The sequence below is a fragment of the Pseudomonas lopnurensis genome, from assembly GCF_015070855.1.
GTDB classification, from domain to species: domain Bacteria; phylum Pseudomonadota; class Gammaproteobacteria; order Pseudomonadales; family Pseudomonadaceae; genus Stutzerimonas; species Stutzerimonas lopnurensis.
In genome coordinates, this window is the sequence record NZ_JADDIX010000066.1 from 1 (window position 1) to 16,526 (window position 16,526).

Genomic DNA, 16,526 nt, shown 5'->3' on the forward strand with positions numbered 1-16,526 from the left:
CGATCGCATGTGGCTATCGCCCGCAAGCGGGCTCCTACAAAGACAAAGCATGAAGCATCAACCGCATCGCTTATCTGAACAGCGTTACGGCCCAGCCGGGCCTTCTTGCATCAGAAGCGATAGCTCAACGAAGCGCCAAAGCCGTGAGCGCTGTTTTCGTATGTGGCGTTGTAGATGCCTCGAGTGTCGCTCGCCCGACGGATCTTGGTATCTTCTTCCCACAGGTAGGAATAAGCCAGATCGACTGTCACGTCGTCGGTGGGATTCCAGGCCAAGCCGAAGCTAACCGCAGTACGGTCGCCGCTCGGAATGCGTGGAGAACGGTGGACGTTGTTGGTCGGGCTCTGGTCGAAGGCCAGGCCGGTGCGCAGCGTCCATTCACGGTTCAGCTTGTAGGCCGCACCGACGGCATACGACCAGGTGTCGTGCCAGTCCTGCTCTTCGATGATTGGATCAAAGCTGTCCTGCAAGGGGGCCGGGATACCTTCGTTTTCGACGATGATGGCTTCGAAGCGGCTCCAGCGCGTCCACATCGCGCCTGCATAGAGCGTCCAGTCATCGTTCAACTCGTGGGTCAGCGATACGTCCACCGATTCGGGAGTGGTCAGGTCAAGCGAGGCGTCGTACTTGCCGGCGAAAGGTCCGAAACCTGCACCTGTCAGCCGCGTATCACCTTCCAGTTCGTAATCGACCTTGGAATGGTAAGTCAGACCCATGCGGGTATGTGGGGTGAACTCGTAAAGCACACCGGCATTGAAACCCACGGCGGTGTCGTCACCTCGCACCTTCACGCGGCCGTTGTTGAGCGTCGCGCTCTGCAGTTCGCCATCGATCCGGTTAATCGTGGGGCCAAAGCCAACCGACAATTTCTCGTTGAAGCGGTAGCTGACGGTGGGCTGCACGGTGATCACGCGGACCTCGCTGTAGTCGCCGAAATAACGACCTTGGAAGCCGCCCTCGTAATCGGTGACCAGGCCGAACGGTACGTAGACCCCGACGCCGACGGCCCATTTGTCATCGACCGGCTTGACGTAGTAACCCATCGGTACCGCGGTGAACGGCACCATGTCGCCATCGTTGGAGCCTGCGCCGGGGAAGCTGCTGGCATTCTTGATATCGCTCTTGGCATGAATCGCCGCCACACCAAAGCTGACTTCCTCACGCTTGAGGCGGGACATGCCGGCGGGGTTGCCGAACAGCGTGGTGGCGTCGTCGGCAGAAGAGGAGCGGCCAGCGAAGGAGGTGCCCATGCCGCTGATGCTCTGCTCGTTGAGGGCGAAACCGGCCGCCAGGGCCTGGCTGGACAGCACTCCTGCGGCTACCGCGACTGCGGTCTTCAACCATGTTGTTTTCATTGTTGTACTACTCCGGGATGAAAGCGGGTCGGAACCTAGCAATTTTCTCGGACAGGTAGCAAGACAATGAATTGCAATTTTTCGTAAACCTGTCGACGATCGGTAGGGAAAACAAGCGCAACTTCGGTGAAAACCGGATGGCCTTTTTATGACCGATTGGCCAGTTTTTGCTCGCTGCGTAGCTGTTGCGCCTTACTGTCGGGCGACTGGTCTTCCGGGGTCGGTGATCCACTCGCTCCAGGAGCCCGGATACAGGGTAATCAGCGGGTAGCCGGCCAGGCTCAGGGCGAACAGGTTGTGGCAGGCCGTCACCCCCGAGCCACAGTAGGCGACCGCCGCCTGCGCCGGGCGTTCGCCGAGCAGTTCGGTGAAGCGCGCGCGCAGCTGTTCGGGATTCAGGAAACGGCCGTTGGCGTCCAGGTTGTCGCCGAATGGCGCGCACAGTGCGCCGGGGATGTGGCCGGCGACCGGGTCGATGGGCTCCACCTCGCCGCGAAAGCGTGGCAGGGCGCGGGCATCGAGCAGGGTCAGATCGGGATTGCCGAGCCGTTCCGCGAGTTGTTGGGCGTCGACGACGAGCGTCGCGTCTGCGTGGCCGGCGAACGAGCCCCTGCGAATGGTGGGAACCGTGGCGTCCAGCGGCAGGCCGGCCTCGCGCCAGGCATCGAGGCCGCCGTCGAGCAAGTAGAGGCCATCGCGCTTGCCCAGCCAGACCAGCAGCCACCAGGCGTGTGCGGCGAAGGCACCGGGACCGTCGTCGTAGAGGACCACCTGGCTGTCGTCGTTCAGGCCCCATGCCTGGAGCCTGGCGAGCAGCTCTTCGGGGGCGGGCAGCGGATGGCGCCCGGTCTTTCCGGGAGTCACCGGGCCGGAGAGGTCCTTTTCCAGGTCGGCGAATCGCGCGCCGGGGATATGCGCCTCGGCGTAGCTGCGCTGACCGTAGCCCGGGTCTTCCAGGGCGAACCGGCAGTCCAGGATCAGCAGTCGCGGGTCCTGCAGGCGGTCGGCGAGCTGCGTCGGGCTGATCAGTTGGGCGAGCGGCATGGGAAGGGCTCCGGCAGAGAACGGGCTTCAATAGTAGGCCTGTCGATGTTCCGCCGCGAGCCTGCGCTCGTCCCCAGCAACGCCCGATAAGCGTGGAGCACGATATATACTGCGCGCCTCGTTCGGCCGCGCGCCGGTCGTCAGCCGAAAAGGAGGCCGTGTGGCCATCGAAACGCAATGGGTCCTGGATGATGTGCATCTGGCCCGCCTGTGCGCCGCGTGGCGCCAACTGCCTTATGTGGCGGTGGATACCGAATTCATGAGGGTCGATACCTTCTATCCCATCGCCGGCCTGGTGCAGGTGGGCGATGGCCGGCGCGCCTATCTGATCGACCCATTGAGCGTGCGGGACTGGTCGCCGTTCGCCGGCCTGCTGGACGACCGGGCGGTGGTGAAAGTGCTGCACGCCTGCAGCGAGGACCTCGAAGTGCTCTGGCGCCTGACCGGCAGCCTGCCGCAGCCGCTGTTCGACACGCAGTTGGCCGCCGGCTATCTGAACATCGGTTTTTCCATGGGCTATTCGCGCCTGGTGCAGAGTACGCTCGGACTCGAGCTGCCCAAGGGCGAAACCCGTTCGGACTGGTTGCAGCGGCCGTTGAGCGAGATGCAGGTGCGCTACGCCGCCGAGGATGCCCAGCATCTGGCCGAGCTCTACGAGGTGCTGCTGCCCCGGCTTTGCGACGACAAGCGGGCCTGGGTGCTGGAGGACGGCGCCGAGCTGGTGGCCAACCTGCAGCGCGAGACCGACCCGGACGAGGCCTATCGCGAGGTCAAGCTGGCCTGGCGGCTCAAGCCGCAGCAGCTCGCCGTGCTGCGGGTGCTGGCGGCCTGGCGCGAACGCCAGGCGCGTGCGCGCAATCAGCCGCGCAACCGGGTGCTGCGCGAGGCCAGTTTGTGGCCGCTGGCGCGTACCCAGCCGCGCGACCTGGTGGCGCTGGCGCGTATCGAGGACATGCATCCACGCACCGTGCGCCAGGACGGCGAAACCCTGCTGGAGCTGATTCGCCAGGCGGCGGCCACCCCCGAGCAGGACTGGCCGGCACCGCTGCCCGAGCCGTTGCCGCTGGAAGTCTCGGCCGTATTGAAGAAGCTGCGCGCGGTCGGCCAGCGCGAGGCCAAGGAACTGGATATCGCACCGGAACTGATGCTGCGCAAGAAGACCCTCGAGGCGCTGCTCAAGAGCGGCTATCCCGACGGCCCCTACGAACTGCCCGACTCCCTGCGCGGCTGGCGCCGCGCGCGAATGGGGCAGGCCCTGCTCGATGTCCTGGAAAATCGATCATGAAACTTATCTGCTCCGTCTACAAAAGCCTGCGCAAGAACGAGATATATCTCTACGTCGACAAACGCGACGCCCTCAAGCGCGTGCCGGAGGGGCTGCTCGCCGCGTTCGGGCCGCCGCAGCTGGCCTTCGAAATGGTACTGACCCCCGAGCGCAAGCTGGCGCGCGAAGACGTCGCCAAGGTGCTGGAGAATATCGAGAAGCAGGGCTATCACCTGCAGATGCCGCCTGCCGAAGAGGATTACATCGAGCATCTGCCGGAAGAACTGCTGCGCATGAACGATCCGCTGTGATGGCGGGCTGGAGGCTTGGAGCGCCCAGGCGCCCCTGGAAAGTGCCGTAGGAGCGGGCCATGCCCGCGATAGCTTGCAGAGCCAGGGTTCGCGAGCATGGCTCGCTCCTACAGGCAACGCGGCTCGCGCCGAAACCTCAACAGCCCTAAACTTTATCGCTTTACCGTAGTGACCCCGATGGCAGCCAAAGTCGAACCCTTCTGGAAACGCAAGAAACTGGCCGAACTCGATTCCGCCGAATGGGAGTCGCTGTGTGACGGCTGCGGACTCTGCTGCCTGCAGAAGCTCGAGGACGAGGAGGATGGTGCCGTGTATTACACGCGCATCGCCTGCAAGTTACTCGATCTTGAGAGTTGCCAGTGCAGCGATTATCCGAACCGCCGCGCCAGCGTGCCGGACTGCATCCAGCTGAATGCGGTCGATGCCGCGCAGTTCAAATGGCTCCCGCCCACCTGCGCCTACCGCCTGGTCGGCGAGGGCAAGGACCTGCCGCTCTGGCATTATCTGGTCTGCGGCGACCGTGAGGCGGTGCACGTCGAGCGCATCTCGCAATCCGGCCGGATGCTCGCCGAGGGCAGCGTTCCCGAAGAGGACTGGGAGGATCACCTGATTTTTCGCGCCGGCTGAATCAAACCGCCGTTCGCATCGTCATAGATCAACCGACCCCGCATACGATCCGATTCCTGGAGCCACCTTACAATGCCAGCCCGCTCGCTGTTGCTGTTTGCCTTTGTCCTGCTTTTCGGTGTTCACGCTCAGGCGGCCAAGCGTGTCGACCTGGACTACCACGTGCGTTTCCTGCCCAAGGAGGACCAGGCCGAGGTCCAACTGACCCTGGAAAAGGGTGAAGTGGTCCGTCACCTGCAATTCAATCTGGGGGACGAAGGCTACTACAGCGATTTCGAGGCCGACGGCGAATGGCGGCAGGAGACGCCCGAGCAGGGCACCTGGTTGCCCGGCAAGGGCAAGGCGCGCCTGAGTTACCGGGTGCGTATCAGCCACCCGCGCGGCAATGGCCGCTTCGATGCGCGGATGACCGAGGACTGGGCGCTGTTTCGTGGCGACGACCTGGTGCCGCCCGCGGGGCTCGATCAGGTCGACGGGGTGACGCTGGTCTCGCGGATCAGCTTCGAGTTGCCCGAGGGCTGGAAAAGCATCGAAACCGGCTGGCCACGTATCGGCAAGAACCGTTTTCGCGTGAATAACCCCGAGCGCCTGTTCGATCGGCCGACCGGCTGGATGCTCGCCGGCAAGCTGGGCAGCCGTCGCGCCAAGCTCGGCGAAACCGATGTGACGGTCGCCGCACCGGTGGGCGAGGGCGTGCGGCGCATGGACATCCTGACCATGCTGACCTTCGTCTGGCCGGAAGTACAGCACGTGTTCCCGCGCGATCCGGCGAAACTGCTGATCGTCGGCGCGGGCGATCCGATGTGGCGTGGCGGGTTGTCCGGTCCGAATTCCCTGTATATGCATGCCGACCGTCCGCTGGTCAGCGAGAACGGCACCAGTTCGCTGGTCCACGAGCTGGTGCACGTGTTCAGCCGGATCCAGGATACCGACCGCAGCGACTGGATCAGCGAAGGGCTGGCCGAGTACTACGCCATCGAACTGGTGCGGCGCGCCGGCGGCATGAGCGAAGACCGCTACCAGGCGGTGCGCGAGCATCTGAGCAAATGGAGCCGCAAGGTCGACAGTCTGCGCACCGAAAATTCCACTGGCCCGGTGACCGCGCGGGCGGTGCTGTTGCTGCAGGAGCTGGACAAGGAGATTCGCCAGCGCAGCAAGAGCCGCCATTCGCTCGACGACGTGAGCCGCGGGCTGATGCGGCTGGACAGGGTCAGTACCGACGACTTCATCGACATCACCGAGACGTTGCTCGGCGGCGGCTCGAAAGTGCTCGACACGCGCCTGCTGCGTTGAGCCTTGCGGATTCGCCGCGGCGCTGGAAGCGCCGATGGCGACAGCCCCGTTCATGACGCAACCGAGGAGTTCCATGAGCATCATCGATCTGCGCAGCGATACCGTCACCCAGCCCACCTCGCAGATGCGCGAGGCGATGCTGCGTGCCAAGACCGGCGACGACGTCTATGGCGAGGACCCCACGGTCAACCGGCTGGAGCGCGAACTGGCCAGTCGGTTGGGGCTGGCGGCCGGGCTGTTCGTGCCGTCCGGCACCATGAGCAATCTGCTGGGGCTGATGGCGCATTGCGAGCGCGGCGACGAATACATCGTCGGGCAGCAGGCGCATACCTACAAATACGAAGGCGGCGGCGCGGCGGTGCTGGGATCGATCCAGCCGCAACCGATCGAGATGGAAGCCGACGGCTCGCTGGATCTGGCACGCGTCGAAGCGGCGATCAAGCCGGATAATTTCCATTTCGCCCGCACCCGGCTGCTGGCGCTGGAAAACACCATGCAGGGCAAGGTGCTGCCGCTGGACTATCTGGCAGCGGCTCGCGCGTTCACGCATGCACGGCGATTGCAGTTGCATCTGGACGGCGCGCGGCTGTTCAATGCCGTGGTGAAGCTCGGTTGCGACGTGCAGGACATCACCCGCCACTTCGATTCCGTGTCGGTCTGCCTGTCGAAGGGGCTGGGGACGCCGGTTGGCTCCGTGCTCTGCGGCAGCGAAGCGTTCATCGCCAGGGCGCGGCGCCTGCGCAAGATGGTCGGCGGCGGCATGCGCCAGGCGGGCATTCTCGCCGCCGCAGGTCTGTATGCGCTGGAACACCACGTCGAGCGGCTGGTCGAGGATCACCGGTTGGCGCAGCGGATCGCCGCCGGGCTGGCGGAGCTCGGCTATGCCGTCGAGCCGGTGCAGACCAACATGGTCTACGTGGATGTCGGCGATCGGGCGCCGGCGCTGGAGGCGTTCTGCGCACGGCGCGACATTCGCCTGACGCCGGCGCCACGGCTGCGGCTGGTGACGCACCTGGATGTACGGCCCGAGCATGTCCAGCCGATCCTCGACAGCTTCGCCGCATTCGCCCAGGCTCATCCCGCCGGCGCCGTCGAATAGCTTGATTCAATCGACGTTATCCCCTATACCCGGCGCGCAGGCCCGATATAATGCGGCCCTTTGCCGGCTATCCGTTTGGGTAGTTGCGAACCGGCTTTCGGTGGTCCCGCCTCGCCGTGTCGTTTTGCAGCCGTTCGGCCGCAGTCCTCTGGAAGAAATCTATGAAAAGCGCAGAAATCCGTGAAGCCTTCCTCCGCTTCTTCGAAGAGAAGGGCCACACTCGCGTGGCCTCCAGTTCGCTGATTCCGGCGAACGACCCGACCCTGCTGTTCACCAACGCCGGCATGAACCAGTTCAAGGACTGCTTCCTCGGCCTGGAGAAGCGCGCCTACACCCGCGCCACCACCAGCCAGAAGTGCGTGCGTGCCGGTGGCAAGCACAACGATCTGGAAAACGTCGGCTATACCGCGCGCCACCATACCTTCTTCGAGATGCTCGGCAATTTCAGTTTCGGCGACTATTTCAAGCGCGATGCCATCACCTACGCCTGGGAATTCCTGACCTCCGACAAGTGGCTGAACCTGCCCGAGGAAAAGCTCTGGGTCACCGTTTATGCCAGCGACGACGAGGCCTACGACATCTGGACGAAGGAAGTCGGAGTGCCGGCCGAACGCATGGTGCGCATCGGCGACAACAAGGGCGCTCCTTATGCCTCGGATAACTTCTGGGCCATGGGCGACACCGGCCCGTGCGGCCCGTGCACCGAGATATTCTTCGACCACGGCGAGCACATCTGGGGCGGCCCACCCGGATCAAAGGAAGAGGATGGCGACCGCTATATCGAGATCTGGAACAACGTCTTCATGCAGTTCAATCGGACGTCCGATGGCGTGATGCATCCGCTGCCGGCGCCGAGCGTCGACACCGGCATGGGCCTGGAGCGCATCAGTGCCGTATTGCAGCACGTCAACTCCAACTACGAGATCGACCTGTTCCAGAGCCTGCTGAACGCCGCGGCCGAGGCCATCGGCTGCCGCAACGAAGGCCAGGCGTCGCTGAAGGTCGTCGCCGACCATATCCGCTCCTGCGGTTTCCTGATCGCCGACGGCGTGACGCCGTCCAACGAAGGGCGCGGCTACGTGCTGCGTCGCATCATTCGCCGCGCCTGCCGTCACGGCAACAAGCTCGGCGCCAAGGGCAGCTTCTTCCACAGGATCGTCGCCGCGCTGGTCGCCGAGATGGGCGATGCCTTCCCCGAGCTCAAGCAGCAACAGGCGCACATCGAGCGCGTGCTGAAGAACGAGGAAGAGCAGTTCGCCAAGACCCTGGAGCAGGGCTTGAAGATCCTCGAACAGGATCTGGCGGAACTCGAAGGCAGCGTCATTCCCGGCGAAGTGGTGTTCAAGCTGTACGACACCTACGGCTTCCCGGTGGACCTGACCGGCGATATCGCCCGTGAGCGCAACCTGACCCTCGACGAGGAAGGCTTCGAGCGCGAAATGCAGGCCCAGCGCGAACGCGCGCGCTCTGCCAGCGCCTTTGGCATGGACTACAACAGCCTGGTCAAGGTCGAGGGGGAAACGCGCTTCATCGGTTACCAGGGCACTGCCGGTAACGGCAAGGTGCTGGCGCTGTTCAAGGACGGCGTGGTCGTCGACAGCCTGGGCGCTGGCGAGGAGGGCGTGGTCGTGCTCGACCAGACGCCGTTCTATGCCGAGTCCGGCGGCCAGGTTGGCGATTGCGGCTATCTCGTGGCGCCAGGCCTGCGCTTCGATGTGCGCGACACCAGCAAGGCCGGCGGCGCGTTCCTGCATCACGGTATCGTCGACAGCGGCAAGCTGCAGGTCGGCGCCACCGTCGAGGCCACCGTCGACGCCTCGGTGCGTCAGGCCACCGCGCTCAACCACTCGGCGACGCACCTGCTGCATGCGGCGCTGCGCGAGATTCTCGGCGAGCACGTGAGCCAGAAGGGCTCGCTGGTCGACAGTCAGCGTCTGCGCTTCGACTTCAGCCACTTCGAGGCGATCAAGCCCGAGCAGCTCAAGGCCCTGGAAGACCGCGTCAATGCCGAGATTCGCCGCAACACGGCGGTGGAGATCGAGGAAACCGATATCGACAGCGCCAAGGCCAAGGGCGCCATGGCGCTGTTCGGCGAGAAGTACGGCGACTCCGTGCGGGTGCTGACCATGGGCGGCGGCTTCTCGGTCGAACTCTGTGGTGGCACCCACGTCAATCGCACCGGCGACATCGGCCTGTTCAAGATCACCAGCGAAGGCGGCGTGGCCGCCGGTGTGCGCCGCATCGAGGCGGTCACCGGCGCCCAGGCGCTGGCCTATCTGAACGATGCCGAGGAACAGTTGAAAGAGGCGGCGAACCTGGTCAAGGGCAGCCGCGAGAACTTGCTGGACAAGCTCGGCGGGCTGCTCGAGCGCAATCGTCAGCTGGAAAAGGAGCTCGAGCAGCTCAAGGCCAAGGCCGCCAGTGCCGCCGGCGACGATCTCGCCAGCTCCGCCGTGGAAATCAAGGGCGCCCGCGTGCTCGCCGCTCGGCTGGACGGCCTGGACGGCAAGGCACTGTTGGCGCTGGTCGATCAATTGAAGAACAAGCTCGGCAGCGCGGTGATCCTGCTCGGTGGCGTACTGGACGGAAAAGTCGTGCTGGTCGCCGGTGTGACCCAGGACCTGACCGCGCGGCTGAAGGCCGGCGACCTGATGAGGCAGGCCGCCGCCGCCGTGGGCGGCAAGGGCGGCGGCCGCCCCGACATGGCGCAAGGTGGCGGCACCGAGCCGGCCAGGCTCGATGAAGCGCTGGCGCTGGCCAGCGCATTCGCCGAGCAGGGCTTGTAAGAGCCTGCAGGCACCTGGTTTCGACGGGCCGGCTGCCAGTGGCTTGCTTCGGCGCATCGCGGGCCGCCGGACTGGCGGCTGCGGCGCTTGGCAGTGCCCGGTGTTGCATGTTTAATGAGCGCCCTTGACGGGCTTTAGGCGGCTAAGACATGGCTTTGATCGTACAGAAGTTTGGGGGTACCTCGGTCGGCACCGTCGAGCGTATCGAGCAGGTGGCCGAAAAGGTCAGGAAATTCCGCGAGGGCGGCGACGACATCGTCGTCGTGGTCTCGGCAATGAGCGGCGAAACCAACCGCCTGATCGATCTCGCCAAACAGATCAGCGAGCAGCCCGTTGCCCGCGAGCTGGACGTGATGGTGTCCACCGGTGAGCAGGTGACCATCGCGCTGCTGGCCATGGCCCTGATCAAGCGTGGCGTTCCCGCAGTCTCCTACACGGGCAACCAGGTCCGCATCCTCACCGACAGCGCGCACACCAAGGCGCGTATCCTGCAGATCGACGCGCAGCGTATCCAGCGCGACATCAAGGCTGGGCGCGTGGTGGTGGTGGCAGGGTTCCAGGGAGTGGACGAGAAGGGCAACATCACCACGCTCGGCCGCGGCGGCTCCGATACCACCGGTGTGGCGTTGGCGGCAGCGCTGAAGGCCGATGAATGCCAGATCTACACCGATGTCGACGGCGTCTACACGACCGATCCGCGCGTGGTGGCCAAGGCGCAGCGCCTGGATAAAATCACCTTCGAGGAGATGCTGGAAATGGCCAGCCTCGGCTCCAAGGTCCTGCAGATCCGCGCGGTGGAATTTGCCGGCAAGTACAGCGTACCGCTGCGTGTGCTGCACAGCTTTCAGGAGGGTCCGGGTACCCTCATTACCCTTGATGAAGAGGAATCCATGGAACAGCCCATCATCTCCGGCATCGCCTTCAACCGCGACGAAGCCAAGCTGACCATTCGTGGGGTGCCGGATACGCCCGGTGTGGCCTTCAGGATCCTCGGCCCGATCAGTGCCGCGAACGTGGAAGTGGACATGATCGTGCAGAACGTCGCGCACGATAACACCACCGACTTCACCTTCACGGTGCATCGCAACGACTACAACAATGCGCTACAGGTGCTGCAGAGCATCGCCGAGGAAATGGGCGCGCGGGAGGTGATCGGCGATACCGATATCGCCAAGGTATCCATCGTCGGGGTCGGCATGCGTTCTCACGCCGGCGTCGCCAGCCGCATGTTCGAGGCGCTGGCCAAGGAAAACATCAATATCCAGATGATTTCCACTTCGGAGATCAAGGTGTCGGTGGTCATCGAGGAGAAGTACCTCGAACTGGCCGTCCGTGCATTGCATACCGCGTTCGAGCTGGATGCGCCGGCCGGCAATACTGCGGAGTGATTCGCAAAAGGCGCGCTAGTCCGCGCCTTCTGTCGTATGGGCTGTGCGAAAAGGAACTTTAGGCTCCTGCGCACGGGTCAATAGCTGTTGAAGGGCTCTGGCTTCACTGTTTTACGGAACACTATCCGTATTTATCTTTGCAGACTGTTTACTGAACTGAATCCGTTTAAGGAGAAAGGAATGCTGATTCTGACTCGCCGGGTTGGAGAAACCCTGATGGTGGGTGACGATGTGACTGTCACTGTGTTGGGTGTGAAAGGGAACCAGGTACGTATCGGCGTCAATGCGCCCAAGGAGGTGGCGGTGCATCGCGAGGAGATCTACCAGCGGATCCAGAAAGAGAAGGATCAAGAACCAAGCCACTAATTTTTCTGTAATTTTTGGCTTTGCAAACGGGGTAAAGGCGGGTATGATGCGCCCCGTGTTGCGGAGAGGTGGCCGAGTGGCCGAAGGCGCTCCCCTGCTAAGGGAGTACACCTCAAAAGGGTGTCGGGGGTTCGAATCCCCCCTTCTCCGCCATTTTGCGTTCTAGGGTTTTTGATTCTCGCCTCAGCCGGCTTTTCTCTCGGAAAGCGCCACGGCAAAGTGCTTGACCATCATCGCCAACTCCCTATAATGCGCACGCTCAGCGCACTCATAGCTCAGCTGGATAGAGTACTCGGCTACGAACCGAGCGGTCGGAGGTTCGAATCCTCCTGAGTGCGCCATACGTTGATGTGCGGCAGTGATGCGGGACATCGATCAACCAGTAGCGATCTGGTCTATCAAGCGCTTACGCACTCATAGCTCAGCTGGATAGAGTACTCGGCTACGAACCGAGCGGTCGGAGGTTCGAATCCTCCTGAGTGCGCCATACCGAAGAGGGCCTGCAGCGATGCAGGCCCTTTTTCATTTCTAGCGCCTGCCCAGCACGCAGCCGTTTTCATCGAAGCTCACCGTGCGTACCTGACCGCTGATGCTTCGGAAGCGCAAGCGGGCGCGGCCGTTGCTGCTGGTGACGCTTTCGGGGCGGCCGAGTGCGCTCTCCACGTCGCTTCTGGTCATTCCGGCGCGGATGTCCTGGCTGATGATCGCGCTGCGCCGTTCGCTGCCTGTCACCCGGTTGCCGCAGCCGTCATCCTGCTCCGCGACGATGGTCAGCGAGTCGCTTCGCTTGCGCTCATCGTTCTTGCTCGTCGCCGGCTTGGCCATGGGCACGGCTTTTCCCGAGCCGGGAGGGGGGTTGAAGGCCTGCTGTCGTTGCAGGCTCTGGTCCTGCGGACAGCCCTGTTGGCTGAAGGTGACATGCCCCTGAGCGTCGACGCAGCGAAATACGTTCGAGGCGTGAATCGGGATGGGCGCCAGCAGAAGCAGGCTCGTGCAGATCCATAGGTGCCGCATTTCCGTCCTCCTTGACGTAACAATGGTCGTTCAGGCTACTCCAATAAAACGTTGCGCTACATCCGTGTCTCGCGGCAGCGTGAAGGCGTCGACAGAACAAGCGGTTTCGCTTTCGGGGCCGACGGCCCGATTTGCGGCGCAAGTTGCTGTAATGGCTGCATTTAGCGGCGTCGAGCGTATCGCTGCGGTGTTATGATTGCCGCATCTGCCCCGTAGGGCCTATGGAACAACCCTCCTTATGGACTTGCCCAGTAGTCGTTCACGTTCCCTGCTTGCCAATCACGTATTGACTGATTGATTCCCCTGGTGTGCTCCGAGGCTGGGGGTGGAGTGCGCCATGACAGAAGTAGAAGCAAAGAAGCCGCAAGAATCCCTGCAGGACCGCCTGGCGCAGGTGGTCGAGTTGTTGCATCGGCACAAACTGGCCGAAGATGCGGCGCTACGCCAGGATGGCCTGCCAGCGGAACTCGGGGAAGACTTCGATCACGGCCGAAACCTGGCCGAACTGCAGCGCAAGCTGGATGAACTGCACCCCGCCGACGTCGCCCACATCCTCGAAGCGCTGCCGCTCGACGAGCGCCTGACCGTCTGGCAACTGGTCAAGGCCGAGCGCGACGGCGACATCCTGCTCGAAGTTTCCGATGCGGTGCGCGAGACCCTGATCGCCGATATGGACGATCACGAGCTGCTCGCCGCCGCCAAGGAGATGGATGCCGACGAGCTCGCCGACCTGGCGCCCGAGTTGCCGCGCGACGTCGTTCACGAGCTGATGGAGACCCTCGATGCGCAGCAGCGCGAGCGGGTGCGTTCGGCGTTGTCCTACGAGGAGGACCAGGTCGGTGCGCTGATGGACTTCGAGATGGTCACCATTCGCGAAGACGTCAGCCTCGAGGTGGTGCTGCGTTACCTCCGTCGTCTCAAGGAATTGCCAGGGCATACCGACAAGCTCTTCGTGGTGGATTACGACGGTGTGCTCAAGGGCGTGCTGCCGATCAAGCGCCTGCTGGTCAATGATCCGGACAAGCAGGTGGCCGAGGTGATGGCCAGTGACCCGGTCACCTTCCATCCGGACGAGGACGCCTACGATGCCGCGCAAGCCTTCGAGCGCTACGACCTGGTTTCCACGCCGGTGGTGGACAAGGGTGGCAAGCTGATCGGTCGTCTGACCATCGACGAAATGGTCGACCTGATTCGCGAGGAGAGCGAGAGCGAAGTCCTCAACATGGCGGGTCTGCGCGAGGAGGAGGATATCTTCGCCTCGGTCTGGAAGTCCGTGCGCAACCGCTGGGCCTGGCTGGCGGTGAATCTGGTCACCGCATTCATCGCTTCGCGGGTGATCGGCCTGTTCGATGGCTCGATCGAGAAGCTGGTGGCCCTGGCCGCCCTGATGCCAATTGTCGCAGGCATCGGCGGCAATTCCGGCAACCAGACCATCACCATGATCGTGCGCGCCATGGCGCTGGATCAGGTGGGGACCGGCAACACCGCCCGGCTGTTGCGCAAGGAGGTCGGCGTCGGCCTGGTGAATGGCCTGGTATGGGGTGGAGTCATCGGCGTGGTGGCCTACTGGCTGTATGGCAGCTGGTCCCTGGGCGTGGTGATGACGGCGGCGATGACCCTGAACCTGCTGCTCGCCGCGCTCATGGGGGTGCTGATTCCCATGACCTTGGCGCGCCTGGGGCGCGATCCGGCGATGGGGGCGAGCGTGATGATCACCGCCATGACCGATAGCGGCGGGTTCTTCATCTTCCTGGGGCTGGCGACGATCTTCCTGTTGTAGTTCCGTGCTTTGCCCTTGGTCGGGTTTGCCTTGCTCTGTGTTTCGGGCTACTGTTCGGCCGTTTCGCGCGTCGCGAAACAGGTCCGAACTAACGCAGCGAATAACAGGCAGCCTGAGCTGCTGACAAGGGAATGCCCCGATGACCCCCAGCCAACTCCTGCTCGAAGGCGTCGAACTCATGCTGTTCGGCGTCGGCTTCGTCTACGCCTTCCTCGTACTGTTGATCCTTTGCATTCGCTTGATGTCCTACCTGGCCGGCCGCTTCGTCAGTGCGCCTGCTCCTCAGGCAGCGCCTGCACCGGTACCGGTATGCGGTGCTGAAACGGATGCGGATACCCTGGCAGCCATCCAGGCCGCGATTCATCAACACCGCGCGCGCCGCGGTTGACTCTGGAAAGGGAGCTCCTTCCATGACCGTTGTGAAACAGCCGCTCGGCATCACCGATGTGGTGTTGCGTGATGCCCATCAGTCCATCCTCGCCACCCGTATTCGCCTGGACGACATGCTGCCGATTGCGGCGAAACTCGATCAGGTGGGCTTCTGGTCCGTGGAGAGTTGGGGTGGTGCGACCTTCGATGCCTGCATTCGTTATCTCGGCGAAGACCCCTGGGAGCGTATCCGCGAACTCAAGAAGGCCATGCCCAACACCCGTCAGCAGATGCTGCTGCGTGGCCAGAACCTGCTCGGCTATCGCCACTATGCCGACGACGTGGTGGAGAAGTTCGTCGAGCGGGCCGCGGTCAACGGTGTGGATGTGTTCCGCGTGTTCGACGCGATGAATGATCCGCGCAACCTGGAGACCGCATTGCGCGCGGTCAAGCGGCTGGGCAAGCATGCTCAGGGGACGATTTCCTACACCACCAGCCCGGTGCATACCCTCGAAATGTGGGTGGAACTGGCCAAGCGGATCGAAGACATGGGCGCCGATTCGGTGGCGATCAAGGACATGGCCGGCATTCTCACGCCGTACATGGCCTTCGAGCTGGTGTCTCGATTGAAAGCCAGCCTCGATATCCCGATCCATATGCAATGCCATGCCACTGCGGGGCTGTCCACGGCGGCCATTCTCAAGGCCGTGGAGGCGGGCATCGATAACGTCGATACCGCGATTTCCTCGCTGTCGATGACCTATGGCCATTCGCCGACCGAGTCGGTGGTGGCGATTTTCCAGGGGACCGCCCGCGATACGGGCCTGAATCTCGAGTTGCTCGAAGAGATCGCGGCCTATTTCCGCGAAGTGCGCAAGAAGTACGCGAAGTTCGAGGGCACTCTGCGTGGTGTCGACTCGCGTATTCTCGTGGCGCAGGTGCCCGGCGGCATGTTGACCAACATGGAAGGCCAGCTGAAAGAGCAGGGCGCCCTGGACAAGTTCGACGAGGTGCTCGCGGAAATTCCTCGTGTTCGCCAGGACCTCGGCTTCATCCCGTTGGTGACGCCGACGTCGCAGATCGTCGGCACCCAGGCAGTGATCAATGTGCTGACCGGCGAGCGCTACAAGTCGATCACCAAGGAAACCGCCGGTGTCCTCAAGGGCGAATACGGCGCGGCTCCCGCACCGTTCGATGCGGAGCTGCAGGAGCGTGTGCTCGACGGCGCCGAGGTGATCACCTGCCGTCCGGCCGATCTGTTGCAGCCTGAAATGGATCGCCTTGCCGCAGAGCTGGAAGGGCTGGCGCAAGAAAAGGGCATCACGCTGGCCACGGACTCGATCGATGACGTTCTGACCTATGCGCTGTTCCCGCAGATCGGCCTGAAGTTTCTCGAGAACCGGGGTAATCCGGCCGCCTTCGAGCCCGCTCCGACCGGCAGCGAGCAACCGCCGCGCGAAGTGGGCAAGCCGCAGGTGTACACCGTCGAAGTCAATGGCCGCGCCTTCGTCGTGCAGGTCAGCGATGGCGGCGATATCGAGGGGATCAAGCCGTTGGGCGGAGCCGGCACGCCGGTAGCCGCACCGGCTGGCGCGGCGGTGGCCCCCGGCGCGGGCGAGCCTCAGACAGCGCCGCTGGCAGGCAACATTTTCAAGGTATTGGTACAGCCCGGCCAGTTGGTCCAGGAGGGCGATCTGGTAGTGATCCTCGAGGCCATGAAGATGGAGACCGAGATTCGCGCATTCACGGCGGGAACGGTCGCGGCAGTCAACGTCAAGGTTGGCGACGCGGTTTCGGTCGGCGACAGCCTGCTGAGCATCGCTTAAGGGG

At 63.4% G+C, this 16,526-nt stretch carries 14 protein-coding genes and 3 tRNA genes; 14 read left to right on the forward strand and 3 right to left on the reverse strand.

Going from position 1 to position 16,526, the window contains the following annotated elements; all coding sequences use genetic code 11:
* Positions 1-110 precede the first annotated feature (110 nt).
* Positions 111-1,355, reverse strand: a complete 1,245-nt coding sequence (locus IN820_RS12580; RefSeq protein WP_193681315.1) for an OmpP1/FadL family transporter — start codon at positions 1,353-1,355, stop codon at positions 111-113.
* 192 nt (positions 1,356-1,547) lie between these two features.
* The gene (locus IN820_RS12585; protein ID WP_193681316.1) at positions 1,548-2,399 is read right to left on the reverse strand and encodes a sulfurtransferase; all 852 of its coding nucleotides are present in this window, start codon (positions 2,397-2,399) and stop codon (positions 1,548-1,550) included.
* Positions 2,400-2,559: 160 nt separating this feature from the next.
* On the opposite strand from IN820_RS12585, the gene rnd reads away from it, so the two are divergent.
* From rnd to IN820_RS12640, 11 genes are all read left to right on the forward strand, one after another.
* Complete coding sequence (rnd, locus tag IN820_RS12590; RefSeq protein WP_193681317.1) at positions 2,560-3,684, forward strand: ribonuclease D; 1,125 nt, start codon at positions 2,560-2,562, stop codon at positions 3,682-3,684.
* Positions 3,681-3,974 carry a YcgL domain-containing protein gene (locus IN820_RS12595; RefSeq protein ID WP_193681318.1) on the forward strand — a complete coding sequence of 98 codons (294 nt, stop codon included), beginning with the start codon at positions 3,681-3,683 and terminating at the stop codon, positions 3,972-3,974. Before rnd ends, IN820_RS12595 begins: the two co-directional genes overlap by 4 nt.
* 177 nt (positions 3,975-4,151) lie before the next feature.
* Positions 4,152-4,601: a YcgN family cysteine cluster protein gene (locus tag IN820_RS12600; protein ID WP_193681319.1), complete on the forward strand. Its 450-nt coding sequence runs from the start codon at positions 4,152-4,154 to the stop codon at positions 4,599-4,601.
* A gap of 72 nt (positions 4,602-4,673) precedes the next feature.
* Positions 4,674-5,894, forward strand: a complete 1,221-nt coding sequence (locus IN820_RS12605; protein ID WP_193681320.1) for a hypothetical protein — start codon at positions 4,674-4,676, stop codon at positions 5,892-5,894.
* A 73-nt stretch (positions 5,895-5,967) separates the two neighbouring features.
* Positions 5,968-6,993, forward strand: coding sequence for a low-specificity L-threonine aldolase (gene ltaE / locus IN820_RS12610; protein ID WP_193681321.1), 1,026 nt, complete (start codon positions 5,968-5,970; stop codon positions 6,991-6,993).
* 161 nt (positions 6,994-7,154) lie between these two features.
* Entirely contained in the window at positions 7,155-9,779 is a 2,625-nt protein-coding gene (gene alaS, locus IN820_RS12615) for an alanine--tRNA ligase (RefSeq protein ID WP_193681322.1), read from the forward strand.
* Positions 9,780-9,928: 149 nt separating this feature from the next.
* Complete coding sequence (locus tag IN820_RS12620; protein WP_193681323.1) at positions 9,929-11,167, forward strand: aspartate kinase; 1,239 nt, start codon at positions 9,929-9,931, stop codon at positions 11,165-11,167.
* Between the two features lie 180 nt (positions 11,168-11,347).
* Positions 11,348-11,533, forward strand: a complete 186-nt coding sequence (gene csrA, locus IN820_RS12625; RefSeq protein WP_003283978.1) for a carbon storage regulator CsrA — start codon at positions 11,348-11,350, stop codon at positions 11,531-11,533.
* Positions 11,534-11,595: 62 nt separating this feature from the next.
* Positions 11,596-11,686, forward strand: a tRNA-Ser gene (locus IN820_RS12630).
* A gap of 111 nt (positions 11,687-11,797) precedes the next feature.
* Positions 11,798-11,874: transfer RNA gene (locus IN820_RS12635), tRNA-Arg, on the forward strand.
* A 69-nt stretch (positions 11,875-11,943) separates the two neighbouring features.
* A tRNA-Arg gene (locus IN820_RS12640) sits at positions 11,944-12,020 on the forward strand.
* Positions 12,021-12,061: 41 nt separating this feature from the next.
* Here the strand turns inward: IN820_RS12640 and IN820_RS12645 are convergent.
* On the reverse strand, positions 12,062-12,547 hold the full coding sequence (locus tag IN820_RS12645) for a DUF4124 domain-containing protein (protein WP_193681324.1): 486 nt from the start codon (positions 12,545-12,547) through the stop codon (positions 12,062-12,064).
* A gap of 337 nt (positions 12,548-12,884) precedes the next feature.
* Between IN820_RS12645 and mgtE the strand changes: the two genes are divergently transcribed.
* From mgtE to oadA, 3 genes are all read left to right on the forward strand, one after another.
* Positions 12,885-14,327 carry a magnesium transporter gene (gene mgtE / locus IN820_RS12650; protein WP_193681325.1) on the forward strand — a complete coding sequence of 481 codons (1,443 nt, stop codon included), beginning with the start codon at positions 12,885-12,887 and terminating at the stop codon, positions 14,325-14,327.
* A gap of 139 nt (positions 14,328-14,466) precedes the next feature.
* Positions 14,467-14,715, forward strand: a complete 249-nt coding sequence (locus IN820_RS12655) for an OadG family protein (RefSeq protein ID WP_020307303.1) — start codon at positions 14,467-14,469, stop codon at positions 14,713-14,715.
* A 22-nt stretch (positions 14,716-14,737) separates the two neighbouring features.
* Positions 14,738-16,522, forward strand: coding sequence for a sodium-extruding oxaloacetate decarboxylase subunit alpha (gene oadA / locus IN820_RS12660; protein ID WP_193681326.1), 1,785 nt, complete (start codon positions 14,738-14,740; stop codon positions 16,520-16,522).
* The last annotated feature ends 4 nt before the right edge of the window (positions 16,523-16,526 follow it).